Source organism: Streptomyces sp. Ru62 (assembly GCF_002920615.1).
Lineage (GTDB): Bacteria > Actinomycetota > Actinomycetes > Streptomycetales > Streptomycetaceae > Streptomyces.
Genome location: NZ_PQSU01000007.1, coordinates 154,379 through 180,943, shown reverse-complemented (window position 1 = coordinate 180,943; position 26,565 = coordinate 154,379). Strand labels below are relative to the sequence as shown.

The 26,565-nt window shown below is 74.1% G+C and carries 21 protein-coding genes; 7 read left to right on the top strand and 14 right to left on the bottom strand.

Features of this window, described 5'->3' with window-relative positions; all coding sequences use genetic code 11:
- The first annotated feature begins 94 nt into the window (after nt 1-94).
- On the top strand, nt 95-937 hold the full coding sequence (locus tag C3492_RS11915; RefSeq protein WP_103811714.1) for a patatin-like phospholipase family protein: 843 nt from the start codon (nt 95-97) through the stop codon (nt 935-937).
- Between the two features lie 351 nt (nt 938-1,288).
- On the opposite strand, the gene C3492_RS11910 is transcribed toward C3492_RS11915, so the two are convergent.
- From C3492_RS11910 to C3492_RS11890, 5 genes are all read right to left on the bottom strand, one after another.
- The gene (locus C3492_RS11910; protein WP_103811713.1) at nt 1,289-2,608 is read right to left on the bottom strand and encodes an ABC transporter substrate-binding protein; all 1,320 of its coding nucleotides are present in this window, start codon (nt 2,606-2,608) and stop codon (nt 1,289-1,291) included.
- The gene (locus C3492_RS11905; protein WP_103811712.1) at nt 2,605-3,699 is read right to left on the bottom strand and encodes a hypothetical protein; all 1,095 of its coding nucleotides are present in this window, start codon (nt 3,697-3,699) and stop codon (nt 2,605-2,607) included. Before C3492_RS11905 ends, C3492_RS11910 begins: the two co-directional genes overlap by 4 nt.
- Nucleotides 3,696-5,447 (bottom strand): VWA domain-containing protein, encoded by a 1,752-nt coding sequence (locus C3492_RS46630; protein ID WP_103811711.1) that lies wholly within the window; start codon nt 5,445-5,447, stop codon nt 3,696-3,698. Before C3492_RS46630 ends, C3492_RS11905 begins: the two co-directional genes overlap by 4 nt.
- A gap of 72 nt (nt 5,448-5,519) precedes the next feature.
- On the bottom strand, nt 5,520-7,787 hold the full coding sequence (locus tag C3492_RS11895; protein ID WP_103811710.1) for a serine/threonine-protein kinase: 2,268 nt from the start codon (nt 7,785-7,787) through the stop codon (nt 5,520-5,522).
- Complete coding sequence (locus tag C3492_RS11890; RefSeq protein ID WP_103811709.1) at nt 7,784-9,475, bottom strand: serine protease; 1,692 nt, start codon at nt 9,473-9,475, stop codon at nt 7,784-7,786. The genes C3492_RS11895 and C3492_RS11890 overlap by 4 nt, the downstream gene beginning before the upstream one ends.
- Nucleotides 9,476-9,656: 181 nt before the next feature.
- On the opposite strand from C3492_RS11890, the gene C3492_RS11885 reads away from it, so the two are divergent.
- Nucleotides 9,657-10,421: a polysaccharide deacetylase family protein gene (locus C3492_RS11885; protein WP_181140333.1), complete on the top strand. Its 765-nt coding sequence runs from the start codon at nt 9,657-9,659 to the stop codon at nt 10,419-10,421.
- Nucleotides 10,422-10,434: 13 nt separating this feature from the next.
- On the opposite strand, the gene C3492_RS11880 is transcribed toward C3492_RS11885, so the two are convergent.
- Nucleotides 10,435-11,448: a DUF2278 family protein gene (locus C3492_RS11880; RefSeq protein WP_103811707.1), complete on the bottom strand. Its 1,014-nt coding sequence runs from the start codon at nt 11,446-11,448 to the stop codon at nt 10,435-10,437.
- 193 nt (nt 11,449-11,641) lie between these two features.
- Between C3492_RS11880 and C3492_RS11875 the strand changes: the two genes are divergently transcribed.
- A complete protein-coding gene (locus C3492_RS11875; protein WP_103811706.1) occupies nt 11,642-12,082 on the top strand; it encodes an SRPBCC family protein in 441 nt (146 codons plus the stop codon).
- A 27-nt stretch (nt 12,083-12,109) separates the two neighbouring features.
- On the opposite strand, the gene C3492_RS11870 is transcribed toward C3492_RS11875, so the two are convergent.
- The 6 genes from C3492_RS11870 to C3492_RS11845 all read right to left on the bottom strand — a co-directional run bounded on the left by C3492_RS11870 (nt 12,110) and on the right by C3492_RS11845 (nt 19,530).
- The gene (locus C3492_RS11870; protein ID WP_103811705.1) at nt 12,110-12,748 is read right to left on the bottom strand and encodes a LysE family translocator; all 639 of its coding nucleotides are present in this window, start codon (nt 12,746-12,748) and stop codon (nt 12,110-12,112) included.
- Between the two features lie 43 nt (nt 12,749-12,791).
- Nucleotides 12,792-13,943, bottom strand: coding sequence for an XdhC/CoxI family protein (locus C3492_RS11865; RefSeq protein WP_103811704.1), 1,152 nt, complete (start codon nt 13,941-13,943; stop codon nt 12,792-12,794).
- Between the two features lie 122 nt (nt 13,944-14,065).
- On the bottom strand, nt 14,066-15,523 hold the full coding sequence (locus C3492_RS11860) for an NCS2 family permease (protein ID WP_103811703.1): 1,458 nt from the start codon (nt 15,521-15,523) through the stop codon (nt 14,066-14,068).
- Nucleotides 15,524-15,677: 154 nt separating this feature from the next.
- On the bottom strand, nt 15,678-18,059 hold the full coding sequence (locus tag C3492_RS11855; protein ID WP_103811702.1) for a xanthine dehydrogenase family protein molybdopterin-binding subunit: 2,382 nt from the start codon (nt 18,057-18,059) through the stop codon (nt 15,678-15,680).
- A gap of 2 nt (nt 18,060-18,061) precedes the next feature.
- Nucleotides 18,062-18,637 carry a (2Fe-2S)-binding protein gene (locus C3492_RS11850; protein ID WP_103811701.1) on the bottom strand — a complete coding sequence of 192 codons (576 nt, stop codon included), beginning with the start codon at nt 18,635-18,637 and terminating at the stop codon, nt 18,062-18,064.
- A complete protein-coding gene (locus C3492_RS11845) occupies nt 18,637-19,530 on the bottom strand; it encodes a xanthine dehydrogenase family protein subunit M (RefSeq protein ID WP_103811700.1) in 894 nt (297 codons plus the stop codon). The genes C3492_RS11850 and C3492_RS11845 overlap by 1 nt, the downstream gene beginning before the upstream one ends.
- A 351-nt stretch (nt 19,531-19,881) precedes the next feature.
- Between C3492_RS11845 and C3492_RS11840 the strand changes: the two genes are divergently transcribed.
- Nucleotides 19,882-21,555, top strand: a complete 1,674-nt coding sequence (locus C3492_RS11840) for a PucR family transcriptional regulator ligand-binding domain-containing protein (RefSeq protein WP_103811699.1) — start codon at nt 19,882-19,884, stop codon at nt 21,553-21,555.
- Nucleotides 21,556-21,722: 167 nt separating this feature from the next.
- On the top strand, nt 21,723-22,487 hold the full coding sequence (locus C3492_RS11835; protein WP_181140326.1) for a hypothetical protein: 765 nt from the start codon (nt 21,723-21,725) through the stop codon (nt 22,485-22,487).
- A 173-nt stretch (nt 22,488-22,660) separates the two neighbouring features.
- On the opposite strand, the gene C3492_RS11830 is transcribed toward C3492_RS11835, so the two are convergent.
- The gene (locus C3492_RS11830; protein ID WP_103811697.1) at nt 22,661-23,449 is read right to left on the bottom strand and encodes a GntR family transcriptional regulator; all 789 of its coding nucleotides are present in this window, start codon (nt 23,447-23,449) and stop codon (nt 22,661-22,663) included.
- Between the two features lie 180 nt (nt 23,450-23,629).
- Here C3492_RS11830 and C3492_RS11825 point away from each other — a divergent pair, with 180 nt between their 5' ends.
- Together C3492_RS11825 and C3492_RS11820 are read left to right on the top strand one after the other, a co-directional pair.
- Nucleotides 23,630-24,472 (top strand): (2Fe-2S)-binding protein, encoded by an 843-nt coding sequence (locus C3492_RS11825; protein WP_103811696.1) that lies wholly within the window; start codon nt 23,630-23,632, stop codon nt 24,470-24,472.
- Nucleotides 24,473-24,787: 315 nt separating this feature from the next.
- The gene (locus C3492_RS11820) at nt 24,788-25,831 is read left to right on the top strand and encodes a DUF2637 domain-containing protein (RefSeq protein ID WP_103811695.1); all 1,044 of its coding nucleotides are present in this window, start codon (nt 24,788-24,790) and stop codon (nt 25,829-25,831) included.
- Between the two features lie 81 nt (nt 25,832-25,912).
- On the opposite strand, the gene C3492_RS11815 is transcribed toward C3492_RS11820, so the two are convergent.
- Nucleotides 25,913-26,356 (bottom strand): ATP-binding protein, encoded by a 444-nt coding sequence (locus C3492_RS11815; RefSeq protein ID WP_103811694.1) that lies wholly within the window; start codon nt 26,354-26,356, stop codon nt 25,913-25,915.
- Nucleotides 26,357-26,565 lie beyond the last annotated feature (209 nt).

Genomic DNA, 26,565 nt, shown 5'->3' with positions numbered 1-26,565 from the left:
AACGTCTGTCCGCGATGGCCCGCGGTTGTCCCTCCGCCGCCGGCTGTGGTGTCGTACCCGTGGATCGAGGACTGGCTCTCCGGAAGGGGCGGACATGGGCGGGGCGTTGGTGCTGGGCGGCGGGGGTGTGGGTGGGATCGCCTGGATCACCGGGGTGCTGACGGGGCTCGCCGAGGCCGGGCGGGACGTGACCGGCGCCGGGCTGCTCGTGGGGACCTCCGCCGGGTCCACCGTGGCGGCGCAGGTGGGCAGCGGGCTGGGGCTGGAGGAGTTGTACGCCCGGCAGGTGGATCCCGCCCTCCAGGCCGCCGAGATCATGGCCGAGATGGACCTGGAGAAGTTCGCGGCGGAGATCGGCGCGGCCGTGGAATCGGCCGCGTCCATGAGGGAGTTGCGGCGCGCGGTCGGGCGGGTGGCCCTGGACGCGCGGACGGTCTCCGAGGCGGAGCGCCGCGCGGTGATCGAGTCCCGGCTGCCGTCCCACGGGTGGCCGGAGCGGCCGTTGAAGATCGTCGCGGTGGACGCGGAGAGCGGTGAGCCGCGGGTCTTCGACCGGGCCTCGGGCGTCCCGCTGGTCGACGCGGTCGCCGCGAGCTGCGCCGTGCCGGGCGTGTGGCCGCCGGTGACGATCGGCGGGCGCCGGTACGTGGACGGCGGGGTGCGGTCCGTCGCCAACGCCGACCTCGCCGCCGGTGCCGACCGGGTGCTGGTGCTGGTGCCGCTGGGTGCCACCGAGCCCTTCCCCAGCGAGCGGCCGCTGGAGCGGTCCGTGGCGGAGCTGCGCGCGGGGGGTGCCGAGGTCGTGGTCGTCGCTCCCGACGAGGCGTCCGCCGCGGCGATCGGCGACAACGCCCTCGACCCGGCTACCCGCCGCCCCGCCGCCGAGGCGGGCCGCGCCCAGGGCCGCGCGCTCACCCTGCCCTGGACACGGGACTGACCGGGCCCGCGCGTCGTGCCGTGGCGAGAAGGCTGAGACCATGACCGGGACGAAGGAGGCCACGCATGCCTCATGACCCGTCGGACCCGGCCGCGCCCGGGGCAGTCGCCGACCGGCCCACGCGGGCGCTCGGCGAGCCGAGGGCGGCCTGTGCGTGCGCCGTCGGGGTGTGACGCGGGCGTGCCCTGACGGCGCCACCGCCCGCGCGCCTGCCCGCATGGCATGCGGTCACGGGCCGAGGACGGCCTGCCCGAACACCGTACCGTCGCGAGCCAAGGGCGGCCTGTGCGTGCGCCGTCGGGGTGTGACGCGGGCGTGCCCTGACGGCGCCGCCGTCCTTGTGCCGGCCGTTCACGACGGGCGGTCGCAGACGGACGGCAGCCAGGTCAGGCCCGGGGTGGCGCTGAGGGTGTCCAGGGAGTGCAGGAGGTCCTCCAAGTGACCGGGGTGGGCGAGGAATTCGATCGCCGCCTCCGCGAACGCGTCCCGTACCGCGGGCGGCATCGCGTCGGAGGCGTCGAAGCAGTGCACGGCCTGCCGGTCGCGGAGGGTGAGCGCCAGGGAGCGGCGCCAGTCCGGGTCGGTGCCGCCGGCGGGCGGGACGCCGGTGTGGACGGAGAAGCCGGACTGCTGGGCGCTCCAGGCGCGTTGGGCGTCGGTGGAGGCCAGGTACCGGATCAGCTTCTTGGCCGCCGGGGTGGCGTGCAGCAGGGCGACCAGGTCTCCGGAGACCTCCCACGCGCGGTTGGCGGGGGCGCCGAGGAGCAGCCGGGCGGAGGGCTCGTAGCGGCCGTCGACGTCCTTCCAGGCGTGCTGGCGGCCCCGGATGAACGACGCCTGGTGCTCCAGCGTGCAGCCCCGCGGGCTCACGGTGACCGGCCGCGACGCCGCCTCGTACGGGGTCTTCAGGGCCCGCCGGACGAGGTCCGGGTCGCCTCCCGCGCCGACCAGGTCGCGCCAGGTGGTCCAGGCCGTCCTGACCGGCTTCGAATCCCAGGGCAGTGCGCCGCGCGCCCACTGCTCGTAGACGCCCGGACCGTACCGTTGCAGCAGGATGTCCTCGATCCAGTCGGTGCCGGGCCAGCCACTGGTGGCCCCGGAGCCCATGCCGACGCACCACGCGGCCGGCCGGTGCGCCGCCTTCCTCCGCTCCTGCTCCCCGACATCGGCCGGGTACCAGACGACGCTCTTCAGATCGGCCTTGAGCGGGAACCAGTACACGTGCCCGTCCGCCAGCGGCATGGCCCAGGACGGGCCGAAGTCTGCCTGGTCCACCAGGTCCTCCAGCGGCAGGAGGTGCTTCTGCCGGGCGTACTCGGCGAGTTCGCCGGGGCCGGTGAGCGCCACGACGTCGGGTGGCGTCCCGGCCTCGACGTCGGCGCCGAGCACCTGGCTCTCGGCGTTGCTGCCCTGGTAGTCCACGTGGATGCGGTACTTCCGCTCGAACGGCTCGATGACCGCCTTCCGGAAGTTCTCCTCGTCCTCGCCGGTCCAGTTGGCCAGCAAGGTGACGGTCGGCTCCTGCCCGAGGACGCGTACGCCCACCACGACGGCCGCCACCAGCACGGCCAGGCAGCTCGCCACCACCGTGACGATACGGACCAGGCGGCGGGAGGGGCGGGACGGGGTGCCGGGGGCGGCCGTCGCGGAGCCGCCGGGGTGCGCGTTCACCGGGGCCTGAACCGGTAGTCGTCGATGTGCCGCCGCAGGCCCGTCTCGGCCAGTGCCATCAGCAGGACGCCTCCTATCAGGATCCACACCGCCGCCGACGCGCGGAAGCCGGTGTGCGCCAGGTACGAGGCGATGTGCCGCCCCGCGTCGGGTATGAGCCGCCCGTGCAGCGGGCTGTCGAGCAACTGCCGGGTGTCCGCCATCCCCTGCTGGGTCCACACGGTGAACAGCGCAGTGGTGACGACACCGGCCGCCGTCAGCGCCAGGGCGGCCAGGAGTGGGCGGTTGTAGCGGCGCCGGAAGCGGCGGCGGAGGAAGAGCTGGGTCTCCAGCAGCGCGGCGCAGAAGGCGAGGGCCAGCAGCAGGGTGACGCTCCAGGCGAGCCACAGCGGCGGGCCGAACGAGGTCTGCCGGTGCACGGCCGCCCGCTGCTGCCGTTGCAGCGCCTTCAGCCGGTCCTGTATGCCCGTGCCCTTCTCCGTCAGGATGCTGGTGGCATAGCTGCGGTACGCCTCGCGCAACAGGCTGCCGTCCGGCTGGAGCTGGGACCTCTGCACCTTGTCCGCGTAGACCGTGATCAGCCCGGCGATCGTCTGGAGGGTCTGCCGGCCCGCCGGGCCACCCACGTCGTCATCCGCGGCGGCGGCCGCCAGGCTCTGCGCGGCGACCGAGATCTGCTTCTGGAAGTCGCTGGTCGGGGCGGGCGCGCCGGCGTCCCGCTCGGCCTGGCCGAGCGCGTACAGCGCGGTGTCCAGGGACAGGACGGCCGGGGCGCTGGAGGTGCGCAGCGGGTTCGCGTCGCCGTGCACACCCTGGTACGACACGAACAGTGACAGCGCGAGCAGGGCCGACAGGGCCAGCAGCAGGCGGTGCCGGAGGGTCAGGTCGTGCGCGGTCGTGCTGCCGCCGTCCGCCGGGCGCGGCCCGGCACCGGGGAGCCGGAGCCGCGGGCGGGCCAGGCGGCGCGACGCCCTGCCGCGGGCGCGGCGGTCGGCGGGGCGGGCCCGTGCGGGACGTGGGGTGGGCGGGGCGGCCGGCTGCGCGCCGGTCACGGGGCCGGTGCCGGGTGTGGTCCCTCTGCCGGTGGTCATGCGGGCGCCCCTCTCAGCGGCCGGCCGCACTTGCCGCCGCAGTAGACGGAGTCGGCCGGACCGAGCCACTTGCAGCCGGGGCACTCGATGAGTCCGTCGGGTCGGACGGGCAGGGGCGGATCGGCGGATCCGGCCGGGGCGGCTCCGTCCGGCGTGGCGCGTCCCGGCGTGGCGGCCCCGTCCGGCGTGGCGAAGCCCGGTGGGACACCGGCGGCGCCCGGCGGGGTGGCGGAGCCCCGTGGGTTGGCCGAGCCCGGCGGGGCGGCGGAGCCCGGCGGGGCGGCGGAGCCGCGTGGAGTGGCCAAGCCCGGCGAGGCGGCGGAGCCCCCCAGGGCCCCGGCGGCGTCGGCACTCCGCGCGGCGGCACGCCCCTCCCCCGAGCCCGCCGCCGGCTGTTCCGGTGGCGTCGTCAGGGCGCTGGAGAGGATCAGGTGCTGCCAGTCGACGTCCTTCAGCCCGCTGCGGACCCGGCCGGTGCCCGGTGCGGCCTCGATCAGCCGGAGCGCGCCCAGCAGTTGGGTGTCGCCCAGTTCGGTGGCCAGCGCGAGCGCGCGGGTGAGTTCCCGGTCCGCGGTGTCGCGGCCGTCCGTGCCGCGCAGCCAGGCCCGGTAGGCACCGGCAACGGCGGCGCCGGCCTGCTGGTACAGCTCGTGCCGGCGGACCCCGGGGTGCTGCCGGGAGGCGTCCAGCGGGTTGTCGGTCCAGCGCACCAGGACGGGCTGCGGCGCGGGCAGCCGTACCGGCCGGCCGAAGTCGGGCACGGCGATCTCCACGGCGGCGAGCTGGAGGTCCTCGCCGGTCTCACGGCCGGTGGGGTCGGCGGTGAGGACGACCTGGAAGTGCCGTACCTCGTCGCCCCAGGCACGGGTGACGTACTCCGCGCCGCGCCCGCCGGAGCCGGCCGGAACGGGCGGCAGTTCCTGTTCGCTCGGCACCACCTGCTTGACCTGCCGGATCACCGTGCCCGGGGTGGGGGTGAGCCGGATGCGCAGCTCGGGTACCGCCGTGCCGAGCAGGCCGGCCACCAACTCCTCGTACGCCGTGGTCAGTTCGGACTCGGCGCGGACGGCCCGGGCGCGCCCGTGCAGCCGCCGGGTGATGCGCAGCAGCAGGCCGGCGTCCCAGTCGCCGCCGATGCCCCAGGCGTCGCAGACGAACCGTCCCTCGCAGGCGTCGAGCGCGGTCTCCAGGGACATGGCGGCCCGGTGGTCGTGCTCGTTGCGCCCGTCGGTGAGCAGCAGGACGTGTTTCACGGGGGCGGGGTGGTCCTTGAGCACCCGGCGGGCGAGGTCGAGCCAGGTGCCGATGGCGGTGCCGCCGTCCGCGTCCAGGATGCGCACGGCGCGTTCGGCGGCCTCACGTTCGCCGGGACCGGCGACGGCGAGCACCGCGCCGCCGGCTCCGGGGTGGACGAGGGTGGCGTCGAACCGTCCGGAGAGCACGGCGAACGCGGTGCCGTCGGGCAGCATCCGGACCGCCGCGACGGTGGCGTCCTTGGCCGCGTGCAGTTTGGCGGCGGGGTGGAGCATCGAGCGGGAGGTGTCGACGATCAGCACCTCGGCGAGCGCGGGTCCGGTGCCGGGCACGGGCGCGCCGGGGTGCCCCGGGCGGCCCCGGCTCCTGACCCCGATCTCCAGGATGGCGTGCATCTCCGGGTCGGGGTGCCGCCCGGCGGGGTCCGGCGCGACCGGCAGTTCCTTCTGCTGGCCGACCGCGAGCGTCACCTCGGTCTCCTCGGCCACGGTCATCGCTGCCTCTTCCCAAGTGGTCCGGAAGCTTGTCTCCCCCGGGGCGTCGGGCTCCCGGGGGCGGTGCGGGGGTCAGAACATGGTCATCGGCCGGACCGCGTGGGCCAGGTCGAGGAGCCGGCCGTGTTCGCCGGCGGTGCGGGCCTGGGCGGCCAGTTGCCGGAACGACTGCTCCAGCCGGGTGCGCAGGCTGTCCTCGTCCCCGGGTCCGAGGAGTTCCCCGGCGGGGAAGTCCGGTCCCCAGCCCTGGGCCGGCCGGCCGTGCAGGGCGTTCTCGCGGACCTCCGCCACCAGCCGGGCCCGGGACTCCCCGGCCGCCGCGCCGCCGTCCAGGCGCAGTTCGGGCAGCCGCCTGACGGCGTCCCGCAGGCCGGCCGGGGTGGGCGGGTCGCCGTGCAGGACGCCGGCGCGGATGCGGACGGCCGCGACGCGGGCGGCGTCGTGGTGCCGGGAGGTGGCGGGCACCTCGTCGAGGACGTGGACGGCGGCGTCCCGGTCGCCGCCGGCCAGGTGGCCGCGGGCCAGGCCGAACGCGGCGGCGGTGTGCGCGGAGTCCCGTTTCCAGACGGCTTCGTAGTACCGCATGGCCCGCGTGGGGCGCCCACGGCCCGCGGGCTGGGAGCCGGTGTGCTCGGCGCAGTAGCCGAGGGCGAGCTTGGGCACGTACTCGCCGGGCAGGGCCCGGTAGACGGCGTCGAAGCGGGCGCCCGCCGGCTCCACCTCGCCCTTGCTGAGGTGCAGCACGCCGTGGTGCCAGGCGATGCGCCAGTCATGGGCGGCGCGTTCGCCGAGCTGGGTCTCGGCCTCGGCGAGCCAGCTCTCCGCCGCCTGTTGCTCGCCCTTCCTGAGGTAGGCGCGGCACAGCCACAGCGCGGTCTCGGGGGTGCCGAGGCGGGATTCGCGGGGCCACTGCCGGGCGACCCGGTCGGGGGCGTCGGGCGGGAAGGTGTCCAGGAGCAGGGCGGCGCCGTCGTCGGGGTCGGGCAGCGGCTCGGGCAGGGCGCCGGCCACCTCGGCGGCGGCGGGCGGGGAGACGTCCAGGCCGGCGGGCCGCTCGCCGGGGCGGGTGGTCCAGTGGTCCAGGGCGGGGATGGCGCCGAGTCCGGCGTCGAGGCTGGCGCCGGTCGCCCGGAACCGGGTGGAGCTCTCCGGCAGTTGCTCGCCGAACTGGAGCGAGCGGAACTCGCGGAGGACTTCCCAGAGTTGGCGGGACATCTCGGCGGCGGAGCGGAACCGGGCGCGGGGTTCGGCGTGGGTGGCGCGGGCGATGAGGCGGCGGAAGGAGTCGGGGGCGAGACCGCGGGCGGCTTCGCTGTTCCGGGCCAGGGCCTGGAGGGTCATGCCGACGGTGTAGAGGTCGCTGTCGACGTGCCAGCCGCGCCGGTCGATCTCCTCCTGGGGCGGGGCGTAGCCGGCCGTGTGGACGTAGGCGGAGGTGCGGTCGCCGATGGCGCGGACGGCGCCGAGGTCGATGACCTTGATCGCCCGTCCGAAGTGGATGACGTTGGCGGGTTTCATGTCGCAGTAGAGCAGCCCGCGTTCGTGCATGTACTGGAGGGCGCCGAGGATCTTGCAGCCGTAGGTGAGGACGTGGTCGAGCCGGGGGCGGCCGTGGAAGATCCGCTCGACGTCGTCGGCGTCGAAGAGCTGTTGCAGGGAGCGTCCGCCGATGTAGTCCATGACCAGGTAGCCGGTGGGCGGGCGGCCGGGGGCCCGGTGTTCGGCGTAGGTGATGATGCGGACGATGTCGGGGTGGTGCAGGTCGGTCAGGGAGCGGCGCTCCTCGACGGCGGTGCGGCGGGCGAGGGCGTCGTGGACGTTGATCTGGCCCTTGAGGACGACCCGGTGGCCGTCGGCGCGGGTGTCCTCGGCGAGGTACACCCAGCCGAGGCCGCCGTGGGCGAGGCAGCCGAGGACCCTGTAGTGGTCGGCGACGATGTCGCCCCTGGTGAGCTGCGGCCGGAAGGAGTAGGGCGTGCCGCAGCGGGGGCACCGGCCGGTGTCGCGGGCGGGCTGGCCGCCGTAGCCGATGCCGATGGTCATGGTGCAGCCGTTCGCGCCGCAGCGGCGGCCCCCGGTGGGCGGTCGCGGGTCCTCGACGAGGACGTCGTCGGGGACGGGGACCTCGGGCAGGACGACCAGTCCGTGCTGGTCGAGTTCGCCGATGCCGGCGACGGCGTGCACGGGCGCCGGGCCGGGCGGCTCGGGCTCCCCGGCGGTGCCGGCCGGGGGCCGGTCCGGTGGTGCGGTGCGCGGTTCGGCGTGCCGGTGGCCGCAGGTGTCGCAGTAGCCGGTGCCCATGATGCGGCCCGCGCAGCCGGGCCGGACGCACGAGGTCACGAGGCTCCCTCCTCACCGGGTGTGGGGGCGGAGCAGAAGCCGACGAACCGCTGCACGGCGGTCTCGGCCCGCTCGATGTCGCAGGGGGTCTGCCGCAGCAGCGAGACGGCCTGTTCGTAGAGCCGGTACGCCGCCACCACCCGGTCGCCCTGCGCGGCGGCCCGCTGCCGGCACAGCGGCCACTCGGCGCCGACGCGGCCGAGGAGTTCCTCGCGGCGGCGCAGCCGGGCGTCGAGCAGTTCGACGGCCTTCTCCAGGCGGCGCCGGCGGCGGCCCACGGCGTCCTCGAAGATGAACAGCCGTCCGGCGCGGGCGGGTCCGCGTTCCTGCTCGGGGGCGTGGTCGATCCAGGCGCGCAGAATCCCGCTGCGCCGGACGCCGGCCTCGGCCCGGTCGATCAGCTGCCGGGTGCCGGGCGGGGGCAGCACGCGGTCCCGGCGGGCTTCGAGCGCGGGCCCCAGCTCGTCGGTGATCCGGTCGAGTTCGGTGCGCAGGCGGGCCCAGCGCTCGCGCAGCGGCCGGTGCACGAGGAACTCGGCGGCCTGGTCGGCGCGTTCTCCCCGGCCGCGGAAGACCAGCAGCAGCCGTGCGCCCTGCCGGGCGAGCCGGTCCAGCAGGCCGAGCAGGGCGTCGGGTTCGGCGGCCTCGTCGACGGCGACCAGGACGGCGGCGAGCGGCAGGCGCAGGGTGCCGAGCCGTTCGGGCCGGGGGTCGTCGCGGATGCCGAGGCGTTCGGCGATCCGGTCCATGACCTCCGCGGCCGTCAGCCCCTTGACGTCCAGGGCGACGTCGTGGGCGCCGGCGGGGGGCACGGTCTCGGGCGGGTCGTGACTGACGGCGCTGGTGTTGCGGTGGGTGCGCAGCTCGCGGTCGGCGAGGGTGACGGCCCGCTGCAGGGTCCAGGCGCGGTCGCCGTGCGCGGGGACGACGGTGACGAGCACCGGCCAGCCCTCGCCGCGGAACCAGGAGGCGAGTTCGGTGGCGAACGGGACGTCGAGCCGGCCGGTGGCCGCGCCGGTGCGGGTGCGCAGCCGGGGGTCGACGGCCTCGGCGCCGTCTGTCCAGGCGGCGACCTGCGGCAGGTGGCTGAGGATGGTCTCGGTGGGGCTCATGTAGCTGAAGGTGGAGCCCGGGCCGTCGTCCACGCTCAGGACGATGCCGATGACCTGGTCGGTGGCGTGGTCGACGACGCCGCCGCCGCTGAAGCCGTCGTCGGCGAGTTCTTCGGGGGTGAGCGGGCGCAGCTGCACCTGGCTGTCCCGGCCGCGTGCGGCGACCAGGGTGGCGCCGTGCCAGCGTCCGCCGTCGTCGCCGCGCGGAAATCCGTACATGCTGACGGGGCCGTGGGGGGCGGCGAGCCGGTAGAGCCGGGTGGTGTGCTCGGCGGGCAGGGGTGCGGACAGGCGCAGCAGGGCGAGGTCGCCGCTGCGGTCGCCGAAGGTGTCCTCGCTCTGGGGTACGTGTTCGTCCGGGCGGACGGTGGCGGTCACGGCGGCCAGGCCGGGAACGCCGACCAGGCGGACGGTGTAGCGGTGGCCGGGGCTGACGACGTGCGCGGCGGTGAGGACCCGCTCGGGGGCCAGCAGCACGCCCGCGCCCCGAACCCGGCCGTCCGGTGTCTCGATGCGCGCGATCCAGGACGGTGTCCGTAAGCGCGATGCGGCGACTCGCTCCCCCGTGCGCGTCATGGTCCCGAGGTTACTGCGCGTACCACGCCCGATACTACTGGTATGCACGGGGTTGTTGCGGAAGCCCGGACAGCACGGTGCGAACACCTGCACTATACACGCGGTGTATAGTCCGGGCATGCCTCTTACGACCGAGACGAGCTCCACGCCGACGCACGCGACCACCGACGCACCCAGGAAGATGCGCGGAACCGGCCGGAGGTTGCGTGGCTGGGCGCTCGCGTCCGCCGCCGGCCTGGCGCTCACCCTGTCCGGCTGCGCGCAGGTCGACACGGTCGCCCCGAGCACCGCCCGCGCCGAGGCGGCGCAGGGGGCAGCGGCGCGGTTCGGGACCGTCGACTGCCGGGAGGCCAAGTGCATCGCGCTCACCTTCGACGCGGGCCCCAGCGAGAACTCGGCTCGGCTGCTCGACATCCTGAAGGAGAAGAAGGTCCCGGCCACCTTCTTCCTCCTCGGCAAGCGGCACATCGAGAAGTACCCGGAGCTGGTCAAGCGGATGGCGGCGGAGGGCCACGAGGTCGCGAGCCACACCTGGGACCACAAGATCCTCACCCGCATATCGGACGCGGAGATACGCGAGGAGCTGACGCGCCCCGACGACGCGATCGAGCGGCTCACCGGGCGCAAGCCGACGCTGATGCGCCCGCCGCAGGGCCGCACCGACGCCGACGTGCACAAGATCTGCAAGGAGCTGGGCCTGGCGGAGGTGCTGTGGAGCGTGACCGCCAAGGACTACACGACCGACGACTCGGCGCTCATCACCAAGCGGGTCCTCGACCAGTCGTCCCGGGACGGGATCATCCTGCTGCACGACATCTACCCCGGGACCGTGCCGGCCGTGCCCGGCATCATCGACGCGCTGAAGGCGCGGGGCTACGTCTTCGTGACGGTCCCCCAGCTGCTGGCGCCCGGCAGGGCCGAGCCCGGCAAGGTCTACCGCCCGTAGCCCCTCCCCCGGCTCAGAACACCACCGACCAGCCCTCGCGGGATGCCTGTTCGGCCGTGTAGGAGACGCCGTGGACCTTGAGGCCGGCCGCGTCGAGGAGTGTGATCTCGCCGCCCTGGTTGCCGAGCGGGGTGTCCGCGGTGAGCGGCACGGTGAGGCAGTCGCCGGGCGCGAGCGGGGCCGTGGCCGGGACCGGCGAGTCGTGGCCGAGGCGGCTGACGATCCGCCAGCCGGTCAGGTCCGCGGGCTCCGGCGAGGCGTTGAGGAGGGTCACGCTCTCCGCCTCGGGAGCGGCCCCCTTCGGGTTGACCATCGCCGCGACGATCATCACGGGCTGCGCGCCGGTCGTGGGCCGGGTGCCGTCCACGTCCTCCAGGGTGTGCCCGGTGGTGTCGTCGGTGTGCCAGGACTGGCTCTGGAAGGCCAGGAAGATGCCGACCCAGCGGGACTGCGCGGGGAACCGCAGCAGAAGCCCGCCGTCCTGCCACACGCCGTCGTCGCCCTTGAAGCGGCGGCTGTTGCCCTGGTTCATGTGGACGTCGTGCACGCCGTTGCCGGGCAGGAAGCCGAACACCTTGTCCTTGACGGCGGGTTCGGGGCCGAAGCGGGAGCCGAAGACGTAAGCCCGCGCCTGCGGGTCCGCCACCGCGCGCTGCACGTAGTGGTCGAGGAGGTCGGCCAGGTCGTTGTCCGGTCCCTCGACGTCCGGTGGGAGCGTGCGCATCCCGGCCGGGTCGAAGAGGTTGCCGCGCACGAAGTCGAGGGTCGGGCCGCCGGGACCGGCCGGCAGGGTGTTCCAGCCGCCGGGCAGGCCCTCCAGGGCGGCGGTCAGCGGATGCCGGAAGTCGTCGGCGACCAGGTAGAGCAGTTCGGAAGGGTGCTCCTGGGAGAGCACGTTGACCGCGGCGCGGTAGTGCGTGCCGCGGTCGTCCGTGAGGTGGATCTGGTAGTGCGGTGTCTCCCGCGCGCCCTCGCGCCGCGTCTCGACGACGCGGGCGATCAGAACGCCGTAGTTCTTCACCGGCATGACGATCAACTCCCCCGTACGACGGGCTGCTTGACCGGCCCGTCACAGGAAGCGTAGAAGCAGGATCCCCGTGGCGCCGCCCCGCGCACCCACTGTTCCAGAATACGACCCCTCATGGACACCTGCTACGCGAGCGGGCCGGCGCGGCGGGTGAACGCGCAGGTGACCGGCGTCTCTTGTCTACGATCGTGCCGTGCCCACCTTCTCCTTCGAACGCACGGTGCCGCTCCCGCCCGACGAGGCGTGGCGCCGGCTCACGGACTGGCCGCACCACGCCGACGCGGTCCCGCTGACCCGGATCAGGGTGCTCACGCCGCCGCCGACCCGCGACGGCACGCGCTTCGTGGCCCGCTCTGGGCTCGGCCGGCTCACCTTCGACGACGTGATGGAGGTGACGGTGTGGCGCCCGCCGGCCGACGACGTCCCCGGCCTGTGCCGCCTGGAGAAACGCGGCCGGCTGATCCTCGGCTGGGCGGAGATCGAGGTCCACCCGGGGCCCGGTGGCCGCAGCCGCGTGGTGTGGCGGGAGGACCTGAGCGTCCGCTTCCTCCCCCGGGCCTTCGACGGCCCCCTGAAGTCGGCCTCCCGCCTGTTGTTCGGCCGGGCGGCAGACCATCTGCTGACACGGGGCTGAGCCCAGGGCGGTGCGTCCGCGCGGCCCTCAGTCCTTGCGGCCCGTCAGGGCCACCGTCACGCCCAGGCCGATCATGGTCAGGCCGCCCGTTCCGCCGACCGCGGACAGGCGGCGGGGTGAGCGGGCGAACCAGTCGCGGGCGGCCGAGGCGGCCAGGCCCCAGACGGCGTCGGAGATCACCGCGATGGCGTTGAAGACCAGCCCGAGCAGCAGCATCTGCGCCGGGACGTGCCCCTGCCCGCGGTCCACGAACTGGGGCAGCACGGCGGCGAAGAACACCATCGTCTTGGGGTTGGCCACGCCGACCGCGAATCCCTCCCCCAGGGTGCGCAGACCACCGCGCGCCGGGCCGGACTCCGCGACCGCGGCCCGCAGCGAGCCGCGCTGCCGCCACGCCTTGACCCCGAGGTGCACGAGATACGCGGCGCCCGCGAGCTTCAGGGCGGTGAAGACGAGGACCGAGCGCTCGACGACCGACCCGATGCCGAACGCCACCGCGACGACGAGCAGGTACGCGCCCAGCGTGTTGCCGACGACGGTGGTCAGCGCCGCCCGGCGGCCGTGGGCCAGCGCCCGCCCGATCACGAACAGCACGCTCGGGCCGGGGACGATGATGAGCAGGAAGGAGAGGACGGCGAAGGCCGCCAGACGGTCGGGGGACACCATGCCGTCATGCAACACAGCCGCGACGGCGGTCGGCAAACGCTTTTCAGGCCACCGATCCGATCCGCCCCGCCGGCCGCGCCGCCGTGTCGTGGTGGATGGGGGTGTGCGCGCCGGTCAGCGGCACCCCGCTGCCCCCTCGCCGGCCCGCGACGATCTCCGCCGCGATGGACAGCGCCGTCTCCTCCGGTGTGCGGGCGCCGAGGTCCAGGCCGATCGGGGAGCGCAGCCGGGCCAGCTCCAGGTCGGTGACGCCGACCGCGCGCAGCCGCTCGCCGCGGTCCAGGTGGGTACGGCGGGAGCCCATCGCGCCGACGTAGGCGACCGGCAGCCGCAGCGCCAGCTTCAGCAGGGGGACGTCGAACTTGGCGTCGTGGGTGAGGACGCACAGGACGCTGCGGCCGTCGACCTCGGTGCGCTCCAGGTACCTGTGGGGCCATTCGACGACGATCTCGTCGGCCTCGGGGAAACGGGCGCGGGTGGCGAACACCGGGCGGGCGTCGCACACGGTGACGTGGTAGCCGAGGAACTTGCCGATCCGGACCAGTGCCGACGCGAAGTCGATCGCGCCGAAGACGATCATCCGGGGTGCGGGGACGGAGCACTCGACCAGGACCGTGAGCGGGGCGCCGCAGCGCGAGCCCTGTTCACCGATCTCCAGGGTCCCGGTGCGCCCCGCGTCCAGGAAGGCTCCGGCCTCGGCGGCGACCGTGCGGTCCAGCTCGGGGTGGGCGCCGAAGCCGCCGTCGTACGACCCGTCGGGCCGGACCAGCAGGGCCCGGCCGCGCAGCTCCGCCGGGCCCTCGGCGATCCGCGCGACCGCCGCCGCCTCCCCTCGGGCGGCGGCGGCCAGCGCGGCCGCGAACACCGGCCGGGCGGGACCGTCCGCCCGGACCGGTGTGACGAGGATGTCGATGACGCCGCCACAGGTCAGGCCGACGGCGAAGGCGTCCTCGTCGCTGTACCCGAAGCGTTCGAGGACGGTGTGGCCGTCCTCCAGCGCCTGCCGGCACAGCTCGTACACGGCGCCCTCCACGCACCCGCCGGAGACCGAGCCGATCGCCGTGCCGTCGGCGTCCACCGCGAGGGCGGCGCCGGGCCGGCGCGGGGCGCTGCCGCCGACGGCCACCACGGTGGCGACGGCGAAGTCACGGCCCTGCTGGACCCACTGGTCCAGTTCCTCGGCGATGTCCAGCATCTGTCGGTCTCCTCACGGGGGTCGGGGGACGGGCGCCCCGATGGGGCGCGGGGAACGGCGCGACCGGCCACGACGGGCCCGCGGAGGGCGGGCGGCCCGTCACGGCACCGTCGGCGGGGCGTCTAGTGCACGCCCAGCCATGCCTCGATGGGATGGAGGGCGAAGTAGACCAGGAAGACGACCGTCAGGCCCCACATGAAGGCGCCGATCTCGCGGGCCTTGCCCTGGGCCGCCTTGATGGCGGTGTAGGAGATCACGCCCGCGGCGACACCGGTGGTGATGGTGTACGTGAACGGCATCAGGACGACGGTCAGGAAGACCGGGATCGCGGTCGCCCGGTCGGCCCAGTCCACGTGCCGGGCGTTCATCAGCATCATGGCCCCGATGACGACCAGCGCGGCGGACGCGACCTCCTGCGGCACGATCGCGGTGACCGGGGTGAAGAACAGGCAGGCCGCGAAGAACAGGCCGGTGACGGCGGAGGCGAGACCCGTGCGGGCTCCCTCGCCGACGCCCGTCGCCGACTCGATGAACACGGTCTGGCCGGAGCCGCCCGCCACACCGCCGATCGCGCCGCCGGCGCCGTCGATGAACAGCGCCTTGGACAGGCCCGGCATCCGGCCCTTGTCGTCGGCCAGTCCGGCCTCGGTGCCGACGCCGATGATGGTGGCCATCGCGTCGAAGAAGCCGGCGAGCACCAGGGTGAAGACGATCATGCCGATCGTCATCGCGCCGACCTCGCCCCAGCCGCCGAACTCGACGTTCCCGAAGAGCGAGAAGTCGGGCATCGAGACGGCACTGCCGTGCAGTTGGGGGGCGCCGCCCGCCCACTGCGCCGGGGCGATGACACCGAGGCCGTTGAGGACGGCGGCGACGACCGTGCCGGAGACGATGCCGATGAGGATGGCGCCGGGGACGTTCCGGGCCTGGAGCATGAAGATCAGCAGCAGGGTGCCGGCGAAGAGCAGCACGGGCCAGCCGGCGAGTTCCCCGGCGGGGCCGAGGGTGAGCGGGGTGGCCTTGCCCTGGTGCACGAAGCCGGACTTGTAGAGACCGATGAGGGCGATGAACAGGCCGATGCCCATGGTGATGCCATGCTTGAGCGCGAGCGGGATCGCGTTCATGATCATCTCGCGCAGGCCGGTGACGACCAGCAGCATGATCACCACGCCGTACAGCACACACATGCCCATGGCCTGCGGCCAGGTCATGGCGGGGGCGACCTGCGAGGACAGGACGCCGGAGACGGAGAGGCCGGCGGCGAGGGCGAGCGGCACCTTGCCGACGAGACCCATCAGCAGCGTGGTGAGGGCCGCCGCGAACGCGGTCGCGGTGATCAGCGCCTTCTGGCCGAGCGTGTCCCCCGCCGCGTCCTTGCCGGACAGGATGAGGGGGTTGAGCAGGAGGATGTAGGCCATCGCCATGAAGGTGGTGATGCCGCCGCGCACCTCACGCGCGACCGTCGATCCTCTTCTGGATATGTGGAAGTACCGGTCGAGCCAGGACCGCCCGGCCGGGACGCGGCTGCCTTCGCCGGCGTCCTCGGCTGCGGTCCTGGGCTCCACTGACTGCTGGGTCATGGGCCAACTCCCAAGGTTCATAGGTGCACCCGTGCGGCGTCTTGTCCGGGCACGGGATTTGGGATTGGACGACCCGGGGGACGGCCCGAGACGAACAGTGGGGGTCCGGGGGGACGAGGCCCCCCGGGAGCTCACCGGTCGGAGCCCCGAAGGGTCACGTTCCGGTCAGGTGCTCGGGCCGCACCGGCGTGCGGTCGAGCTCCAGCCCGGTCGCGTTCCGGATCGCCGCGAGGACGGCCGGGGTGGACGACAGGGTCGGGGCCTCGCCGATGCCGCGCAACCCGTACGGGGCGTGCTCGTCGGCGAGTTCGAGCACGTCGACCGGGATGGTCGGCGTGTCGAGGATGGTGGGGATCAGGTAGTCCGTGAAGGAGGGGTTCCTGACCTTCGCGGTCTTCGGGTCCACGATGATCTCCTCCATCACGGCCACGCCCAGGCCCTGGGTCGTACCGCCCTGGATCTGGCCGATGACGGAGAGCGGGTTGAGCGCCTTGCCGACGTCCTGGGCGCAGGCCAGTTCGATCACCTTGACCAGGCCGAGTTCGGTGTCGACCTCGACGACCGCGCGGTGGGCGGCGAAGGAGTACTGGACGTGTCCGTTGCCCTGGCCGGTGCGCAGGTCGAAGGGCTCGGTCGGCCGGTGCCGCCACTCCTTCTCGACCTCCACGGCCTCGTCCTCCAGGACGTCGGCCAGGTCCGCGAGGACCTCGCCGCCGTCGGTGACGACCTTGCCGCCCTCCAGCAGCAGCTCCGCCGTGGCCCAGGCGGGGTGGTAGGAGCCGAACTTGCGCCGGCCGATCTCCAGGACCTTCTCGCGGACCAGCTCACAGGCGTTCTTCACGGCACCGCCGGTGACGTACGTCTGCCGGGAGGCCGAGGTCGAACCGGCCGAGCCCACCTGGGTGTCCGCCGGGTGGATCGTCACCTGGTTGACGCCCAGCTCGGTGCGGGCGATCTGCGCGTGGACGGTGACCCCGCCCTGGCCGACCTCCGCCATCGCGGTGTGCACGGTGGCGACCGGCTCACCGCCCACGACCTCCATGCGCACCTTGGCGGTGGAGTAGTCGTCGAAGCCCTCGGAGAAGCCGACGTTCTTGATGCCGACCGCGTAGCCGACCCCGCGTACGACGCCCTCGCCGTGCGTGGTGTTGGACAGGCCGCCGGGCAGCTGCCGTACGTCGGCGCCCTCGCTGGACTCCCACTGGCGCTCCGGCGGCATGGGCATCGCCTTGACGCGGCGCAGGAGTTCGGCGACCGGGGCCGGGGAGTCGACGGGCTGCCCGGTCGGCATCAGGGTGCCCTGCTCCATCGCGTTGAGCTGCCGGAACTCCACCGGGTCCATGCCGAGCTCCTTCGCCAGCTTGTCCATCTGCGCCTCGTAGGCGAAGCACGCCTGGACCGCGCCGAAGCCGCGCATGGCGCCGCAGGGCGGGTTGTTGGTGTAGAGGGCGATGGCCTCGATGTCGACGTCGTCGATCACGTACGGGCCGACGCTCAGCGAGGAGGCGTTGCCGACGACCGCCGGGGAGGCGGAGGCGTAGGCGCCGCCGTCCAGGACGATCCGGCACTTCATGTGGGTCAGCTTGCCGTCGCGCGTGGCCCCGTGCTCGTAGTGGAGCTTCGCCGGGTGGCGGTGGACGTGCCCGAAGAAGGACTCGAACCGGTTGTAGACGATCTTCACCGGCTTGCCGGTGCGCAGCGCCAGCAGACAGGCGTGGATCTGCATCGACAGGTCCTCGCGGCCGCCGAACGCGCCGCCGACACCGGCCAGCGTCATGCGCACCTTGTCCTCGGGCAGGCCGAGGACGGGCGCCATCTGGCGCAGGTCGGAGTGGAGCCACTGGGTGGCGATGTAGAGGTGGACGCCGCCGTCCTCCTCGGGCACGGCGAGGCCGGACTCGGGGCCGAGGAAGGCCTGGTCCTGCATGCCGAAGGTGTACTCGCCCGTCACGATCACGTCCGCGCGCCTGCGCGCCTCCTCCACGTCGCCGCGGACGATCGGCTGGCGGTGCACGATGTTCGGGTGCGGGACGTGCCCGGCGTGGTGGTCGTCGCGGTTCTCGTGGACGAGGATCGCGTCCGGGGCGGTCGCGGAGGCCTCGTCGGTGATGACGGGCAGCTCCTTGTAGTCCACCTTGATCTTCGCGGCGGCGCGGCGGGCCGTCTCCGGGTGGTCGGCGGCGACGATCGCGACCGGTTCGCCGTGGTGGCGCACCTTGCCGTGCGCGAGGACCGGGGTGTCCTGGATCTCCAGGCCGTAGTTCCGCACGTCGGTGGGCAGGTCGTCGTACGTCATGACGGCGTACACGCCCGGCATCGCGAGGGCCTCGGAGGTGTCGATGGAGAGGATCTCGGCGTGCGCGACGGTGGAGCGCAGGATCTGGCCCCACAGCATGTCCTCGTGCCACATGTCGGACGAGTACGCGAACTCGCCGGTGACCTTGAGGGTGCCGTCCGGGCGGAGCGTGGACTCCCCGATGCCGCCCCTGGTCTGCGAACCCTGGGTGATCTTGGTGGGTGCACCGTTGGCCGGCATGCTCAGACCCCCTCGGACTGCCGTGCGGCCGCCAGGCGGACCGCGTCCATGATCTTCTCGTAGCCCGTGCAGCGGCACAGGTTGCCCGACAGCGCCTCACGGATGTCGGCGTCGGTCGGGTTCGGGTTGCGTTCCAGCATCTCGTCGGCGGCGACGAGCAGGCCCGGGGTGCAGAAGCCGCACTGGACGGCGCCGGCGTCGATGAACGCCTGCTGGACGGGGCTCAGTCCGGTGCCCTCGCCGGTCTGCGAGTCGGCGCCCTTGGCCTGCCACCCCCTGGCCTCGTCCAGGCTCGTGCCACCGCGGGCACCCGTCCCGCAGGACCGCTGCCGGGCGTAGTCGGCGAGGCCCTCCACGGTCACGACCTCGCGGCCCTCGACCTGCCCGGCCGCGACCAGGCAGGCGCACACGGGCACGCCGTCGAGGCGGACCGTGCAGGAACCGCACTCGCCCTGCTCGCAGGCGTTCTTGGAGCCCGGCAGGCCGAGCCGCTCGCGCAGCACGTACAGCAGGGACTCGCCCTCCCAGACGTCGTCGGCCTCCTGCGGACGTCCGTTGACGGTGAAGTTGACGCGCATCACGCAGCTCCCTCGGTGGTGCGGCGGGCGCCGCGGTACGACTCCCAGGTCCAGGTCAGCGTCCGGCGGGCCATCACGCCGACCGCGTGCCGGCGGTAGCTCGCGGTGCCCCGGACGTCGTCGATCGGGTTGCAGGCGGCGGAACACAGGTCGGCGAACCGCTTGGCGACCGACGGGGTGATGATCTTTCCGCTGTCCCAGAAACCGCCCTCCTCCAGGGCCGCGTTCAGGAACTCCTCGGCGGCCTTGGCCCGCACCGGGGTGGGGGCGGCGGAGCCGATGCCGGTGCGCACGGTCCGGGTACCCGGGTGCAGGGCGAGCCCGAAGGCGCACACGGCGATGACCATGGCGTTGCGGGTGCCGACCTTCGAGTACTGCTGCGGGCCGTCGGCCTTCTTGATGTGCACCGCCCGGATCAGCTCGTCGGGCTGGAGCGCGTTGCGCTTGACGCCCGTGTAGAACGCGTCGATCGGGACGAGGCGGGTGCCCCGGGCCGCCGACGCCACCTCGACCTCGGCGCCGGCCGCGAGGAGGGCGGGGTGGGCGTCACCGGCGGGCGAGGCGGTGCCGAGGTTGCCGCCGACGCCGCCGCGGTTGCGGATCTGCGGGGAGGCGACCGTGTGCGAGGCGAGCGCGAGGCCCGGCAGTTCGGCACGGAGGTTCTCCATGATCGCGGTGTACGGGACGGAGGCACCCAGCCGTACGGTGTCCTCGCCGACCTCCCACTCGTAGAGGTCGCCGACGCGGTTCAGGTCGAGGAGGTACTCGGGCCGACGGTGGTCGAAGTTGATCTCGACCATCACATCGGTGCCACCCGCAATCGGCACAGCGGTGGGGTGCTCGGCCTTCGCGGCGAGCGCCTCCTCCCAACTGGCGGGGCGAAGGAAGTCCATGACCGGCTCTCTTCTTCGTCTCAGTGCTCTTGAGGTCGTACAGATTGAGCCAATCCGTGTGCGGCGGGCCCGGCTCGTTCATGTGCTGTTAACGCGGAGTGGACTCAGTACACCGCCCTGTGCTCCGACGGGGTCAGTCACCGAAACCATGAAGGAGTTCGCTGGCCAGCACGAGCATCTTGTAGATTCGTATGAACGGAGGTCATCGCTAACCTCTCCGTTTTCCCGGGGAAACGCGGGTGACGGCACGGCGACCCCGGACTCCGGCCGGTGCGGCCCCTCACCGGACCACTTCCCGGCGCTCCTCCAAGATCCATCGTAGGTTTCGAGACAAAGAACGGCGGCGACGAGATGCGGCTGCGCGCACTGCTGGACACCGACGCGCTGGGCCTGCGGCTGCTCGGCGGCGAGGACGAGCTGGACCGCGCGGTGCGCGGGGTGATGACCACCGACCTGCGCGACCCGAGCCGCTACCTCTCCGGCGGTGAACTGGTGCTCACCGGCCTGGCCTGGCGCCGGGACGCCGCCGACTCCGAGCCCTTCGTACGGATCCTGGTGCAGGCCGGGGTGGCCGCCCTCGCGGCCGGCGAGGCCGAGCTCGGCGATGTGCCGGACGACCTGGTGCTGGCCTGCGCGAAGCACCGGCTGCCGCTGTTCGCGGTGCACGAGTCGGTGGCGTTCGCGACGATCACCGAGCACGTGGTCCGGCAGGTCTCCGGCGAACGCGCCGGGGACCTGGCGGCCGTCGTGGACCGGCACCGCCGGATGATGACCTCGGGCCCGGCCGGCGGCGGCCCGGACGTCGTCCTGGACCTGCTCGGCTCCGATCTCGACCTGCGCGCCTGGGTGCTCTCCCCCACCGGCCGGATGATCGCCGGCTCCAAGGTGGCGGGCCCGGCGCTGCCCGCCGAGACCTGCGCCCGGCTCGCCGCCGAGCACCTGGCGGCCACCCGCACCGGCCGCCGCGGCCCGCACCGCGTCCAGGTGCACGGCACCACCTACTCCCTCTTCCCGGTGCGCTCCTCCGGCCGTTCCCCGCAGGCCGCCCGCGATGTCCGCGAGACGGTCCTGTCGGACTGGCTGCTGGCCGTGGAGGCGGACGCGGGCGACTGGCCCGGTGAGCGTCTGGACCTGCTCCAGGGCGTGACCCAGCTGATCGCCGTCGAGCGGGACCGCCGGGACGCGGCCCGTACGGTCCGTCGCCGGCTCGCCCAGGAGGTGCTGGAGCTGGTGCAGACGGGCGCCGCGCCCGCCGAGATCGCCGCCCGCCTCAGGGTGGCGGCCCCCGTGCTGCTGCCCGGGCTCGGGGCGGCCCCGCACTGGCAGGTCGTGGTGGCCCGGGTGGAGTGGGAGGACGGCGAGGTCGAGGGCGGCCCGGTCGCCCAGTCCCTGCTGGAGGAGGTGCTGGTCGACCCGCTGGCCACCGGCCCCGAGCCCTCGGACCGCATAGCCGTCGCGCACACCGGCGACGAGGCCATCGCCCTGGTGCCGCTGCCCGCGGTCGCCTCCGAGCACGACGGCTCGGAGACCGGTCTGCTCGCCGACGCCCTGCTGCGGTCGGTGCGCGAGCCGCTGTCGGCGGGCCTGGACGACGACGGCCGGCTCACCCTCGGGGTCAGCGCGGCCGTGCACTCGGCGGAGGGCCTGCGCGGCGCCCTGGAGGAGGCCCGGCACGCCCGCCGGGTCGCCGCCGCCCGCTCCGGCCGGGTCTGCGCGGCCGGCCACCAGGAGCTGGCGTCGCACGTCCTGCTGCTGCCGTTCGTCCCGGACGACGTCCGGCGCGCCTTCACGGCCCGCCTGCTGGACCCGCTGAAGGAGTACGACCGCCGGCACCGGGCCGAGCTGATCCCGACCCTGGAGGCGTTCCTCGACTCCGACGGCTCCTGGACGCGCTGCGCGACCCGTCTGCACCTGCACGTCAACACGCTGCGCTACCGGGTCGGCCGCATCGAGCAGTTGACGGGACGGGACCTGTCCCGCCTGGAGGACAAGCTGGACTTCTTCCTGGCCCTGCGCATGAGCTGAGGTCAGCGGGGGCGTGCGGCGGCCGGACGAGGTCACGCCCGCACCCCACTACTTTGTGAAATCTTTCACCCACCCTCTTGGCCGGGCCCCGCGATTGGTGCTGGAATGCCGCCACCACTCAACAGCTCGATGGCGTGCTCGGGGAGGGCAACGTGGCGCATACCGCCATGTCTGGTAACGGAACCACCGGTGAAGATCCGCTCCAGACCGCGGTATGGCGGTTGCGCAGCCGGGCCTGCTGGGCCGACGCGGCGGCCCTGCTGCCCGCCGACCGCCCCGCCCCGGCGTTGCAGCGGGCCGCCCTGCTGGCCGAACGGTGCCTGTACACCGAGCGGGGCTGGGAGGAGGCGGAGGACGCGCTGCGAACGGCGGAGGCGGTGGCGCACAGCGACGAGGAGCGGGGGGCCGCCGCGTGCGAGCGGGGCTACCTCGCGTACGCCGCCACGCTGCTCGGTGTGCGGGACCGGGCCGACGAGGCGCGGGCCGCGCTGGGGCGGGCGGCGGCGCTGATCCCGCCGGGGGCCTCCGGGCGGGCCCTGCTGGACTTCCGGCGCGGGCTGGTGGCGCAGAACCTGGCCGGTGCCCCGCAGGCGGCCCGGGCCGCGTTCCGCCGGGCGCACGCCGCCGCCGCGGCCGACGCCGACCCGTTGCTGCTGTCCTTCACCTGGCGCCACCTGGCGGGACTCGCCCTGCGGGACGGTGAGTTGGCGGAGGCGCGGCACGGCTTCGCCGAATCCCTCCGCATCCGGGAGGAGTTGGGCTATCTGGTGGGCACGGCGCCCGCGCTGGTCTCCCTGGCCGACACGGAGGAGGAACCGGAGGCGTCCCGGCTGCGCGAGGAGGCGCGCCGTCTGTTCCGACTGCTCGGTGGGGTGCCGACGTGGCTGGCGCAACAACTGGCACCGCCCGCGCCGGGGGCGGCGACGGCCTAGAGACCGCCGGTCCGTCGCCGTCTGCGGGCCCGTGGCGCTCGCTCGCGCAGTTCCCCCGCGCCCCTGGGGGTGCGGAGGATGCGCCCCGAAGGGGCGCGGGAAACTGCGCGACCAGCCAGGGACCCGTACCCGGCAGACGGCCCGCACCCCACCGGCGGCCCCGCCGCAAAGCCTCAGGCCGCGCCCGCGAAATGCCCGCCCACGAGCCCCCGCACCCGCTCCACGTCGCCGGAGGCAAGGGCGTCCAGCAGGGCGAGGTGCTCCGCCGCGTCGGCGAGCAGCTCGGGCCGTCCCCGCCGCACCGGGGGCCACTGGGACCGCCGGTGCAGGTCCTCGGCGATGCGGACCAGTTGCTCGTTGCCCGACAGGCCGAGCAGGGTCCGGTGGAAGGCCCTGTCGGACTCCGCGTACGTCGCCGGGCAGCCGGCGGCGGCCACCCGTACCGTCTCCTCCGCGAGCGGCCGCAGCTCGGTCCACCGCTCGGCGGGCACCGTCCGCGCGAGCCGCAGCATCACCGGGACCTCGATGAGCGCGCGCACCTCCGCCAGCTCGGCCAGCTCCCGGGCGCCCCGCTCGACCACCCGGAAGCCGCGGTTGGGCACGACTTCGACGGCGCCCTCCAGCGCGAGCTGCTGCATGGCCTCCCGCACGGGCGTGGCCGAGACGCCGAAGCGTTCCCCGAGCACCGGCGCCGAGTAGACCTCGCCCGGCTTGAGGTCGCCGGTGACCAGCGCCGTGCGCAGCGCGTCCAGGATCTGCCCGCGCACCGAGGAGCGCTGCACGGCGGCCCGCGACTCCGGGACCGGCCACTCACCGTGGGTGTGCTCGCCCCGCGCCGCGTCCGGCACCGCGGCGTCCCGTTCCCGGCCCGGGTCGGCACCGGCGGCCGGCCGCTGCCGCTGCTGCGCGGGCACCCGGGCGGCGGCCGGCGCGCCCGGGGAGCCCTGCACGCCCTGCTTCACGGCTCCTCCTGGCGGCTTGTCGGCACTTGGGGTCATTAACGACGGGTTGTCGCTTGTCCGTCAAGCACCTTAGGCGCACCGGGCGACAGTTCAAACTCCGACAACTCCGGGTAAGGTAAGCCTTACCTGTGCAGCCCAGTCCGTGCATCACGGACGTGTCCAAGGACCGGTGGTCCCGCCATGCCCGCTGCGGCCTCGCCGCTCACCGCCGCCTACGACCGCCTCGCCACGGCCTTCCCGGGCCTGACCGTGACCGAGCTGGGACCGGACGACCCGGCGCCCACGGGCGGGGGCTGGACCGGCGCCGCCGGGCTCGCGGCGGGCGGCACGGAGCTGGACGCCTTCCTCGCCCTGGACGCGGACCAGGTGGTGCGGGACTACGGCCGGCCCGCCCGCCCGGACGTCGTCGCGAGCTTCGGCCTGCACCGCTACGCCTGGCCGGCCTGCCTGCTGATCACCGTCCCGTGGTTCCTGCACCGCCGGGTGCCCCGGCTGCCCGTGACCCACGTCTGGTACGACCGCACGGCCGGCCGGATGGCCGTACGGCCTCCCGTCTCCGTCGCCTGCCTGCCGGGCGACCCCGCCGCCGCGCTGCCCGGCACGGTCGTCGTGCCGGACGAGGAGGCGCTGCGGGCCGAGGTGCGGGCGGCCGTGGCCGGGCACCTGGAGCCGGTGCTCGGCGCCTTCGGGCCCCGGATGCGGCGGCGCGGGCGCGCACTGTGGGGCATGGCCACCGACGAGCTCGTGGAGGGGCTGTGGTACGTCGCCGGGCTGTTCGGTGAGCCGGAGGCGGCGCGGGCCGTACGGGAGCTGGAGCTGCTGCTGCCGGGGGCGACCCTGCCGTACGCCGGCTCCGCCGGGTTCCGGACGCTGACCGGGCCGGACGGCTCACCGCTGCCCACCCGGGACCGGGTGAGCTGCTGCATGTTCTACACCGTCCGCCCGGACGACCCCTGCGCCACCTGCCCGCGCACCTGCGACAGCGAGCGGATCGCCAAACTCACCGCCACCGCGGCCGCTTGAGGGACGTTCAGGTCGGGAGCACGCCCGCGGGTCCACTAGGATCACCGGCACAGGACCGCCCGCCCTCGGCCCGGTTCACGCACTGGTGATTCACAACTTCCTCACCTGTCGCGGGAACTTTCCGAGGAACCACCCGTACGGGTAGTCTTATTCGAACTCAACTCCCGCCCCTCACGCGGCAGTTCGAGCAGAACGCCGTCCTGGGCATCCCCTTGCACCTTATTGGCGGCCTCTTGCCCCGAAACCCCCTGAGGGCCCTCGGGAGTGGGCCACTATGGCGGGCGTTACGCCCTATCCCAATGCAAGGGACCCCTGATGAGACTGACCGACATATCGCTGAACTGGTTGCTTCCGGGCGCCGTACTGCTCCTGGGCGTGCTGGCGGCGGTGGCGGTGCTCGCGCGCGGAAAGCGCTCCTCCGGGGAGAACGCGAGCGCGGACGACTCGTGGGAGCGCAGCGAGGAGCGCCGCAGGCGCAAGGAGGCCATCTACGGCACGGCCTCCTACGTACTCCTGTTCTGCTGTGCGGCGGTGGCGGCGGCCCTGTCCTTCCACGGCCTCGTCGGCTTCGGTGAGCAGAACCTCGGGCTGACCGACGGCTGGCAGTACCTGGTGCCGTTCGGCCTGGACGGCGCGGCGATGTTCTGCTCCGTCCTCGCGGTCCGCGAGGCCAGCCACGGTGACGCGGCGCTCGGTTCCCGGATACTGGTCTGGCTGTTCGCAGCGGCGGCGGCCTGGTTCAACTGGGTGCACGCGCCCCGGGGCGTCGGGCACGCCGGTGCGCCGCAGTTCTTCTCCGGCATGTCGCTGTCGGCGGCCGTACTGTTCGACCGGGCGTTGAAGCAGACCCGCCGGGCCGCGCTGCGCGAGCAGGGCCTGGTGCCCCGTCCGCTGCCGCAGATCCGGATCGTGCGCTGGGTGCGGGCGCCCCGCGAGACGTACAAGGCCTGGTCGCTGATGCTCCTGGAGGGCGTGCGCAGCCTCGACGAGGCCGTCGAGGAGGTCCGGGAGGACAAGCGGCAGAAGGAGGAGACCCGGCAGCGGCGGCGCGACCAGCAGCGTGTGGAGCGCGCCCAGCTGAAGGCGATCAGCCGGGGCCAGCGCGGCTTCGTCGGCCGGGGTGCCGGCCGCCAGGTCGAGGTGCAGGCCGTGGAGCGCGGCCCGGCTCCCGCGACCGCGGAGCCTGCCATATCGACCGCGGAGCAACTGCCCGTCCGCGCACGGCCCTCCCTGCAGCGGGTCCCCAGCGGGAGTGAGCCGGTGACCGTCGACCTCACCGCCGAGGACGACACCATGGCCCTGCCGCGCCTGGACTCCCTGGAGCGCAAGCTGAAGGACCTGGAGCAGCAGTTCGGCTGACAGCCGGCCCCGCGGTGCCACCGCGGTACGGGACGGGGGCGTGACCGCGCGGGTCACGCCCCCGTCCCGTTGCGCTCCGCCTCACGCCGCCTCGGCGCCGAGTTCGAACCACACCGACTTGCCCACCTCGTGCGGCCGTACGCCCCAGGCGTCGGCGAGGGACTGCACCAGCAGCAGGCCCCGGCCGTGGGTGTCGTCGTCCGTGTCCGGCGCCCGCGGCTCGGGTCTGCGGGCCACGAAGTCGCGTACCTCCACGCGCAGTCCGCCGGGGTCCACGACGGCCGTGAGGACGGCGTCGTCGTCGGTGTGGACGAGCGCGTTGGTGACGAGTTCGCTGGTGAGCAGCTCGGCGATCTCCGAGCGGCCCGGTTTGCCCCAGTGCCGCAGCAGTTCGCGCAGCTCCCGGCGGGCCTCCGGCACCGCCCTGAGGTCCGCCCGGCCCAGCTCGCGCCGCAGCCGCCGCGCGTGTTCGGTGGTGGTGTCGGTCTCTTCCCCCGTTGTCGCCGAGAAGGCCCCTACCGTCACGGGACCGCCCCCTCGCGCCTGCCTCTTCATGACCCCCGCCCGCACGCCGCCGGTCCCTGCCCCTCCTGGTCGAACACGTTCACGGGGGGATGCTTGCCCAGCAGGCTCCCGGGCAGTCCTGGCGCATGCCCGATGACCGGTGGTTCGGCCATATCCGCACCCCGCCCGGCCCGGCCGTCGGACACCTCCGCGGCCGGACCTCGCGCTCA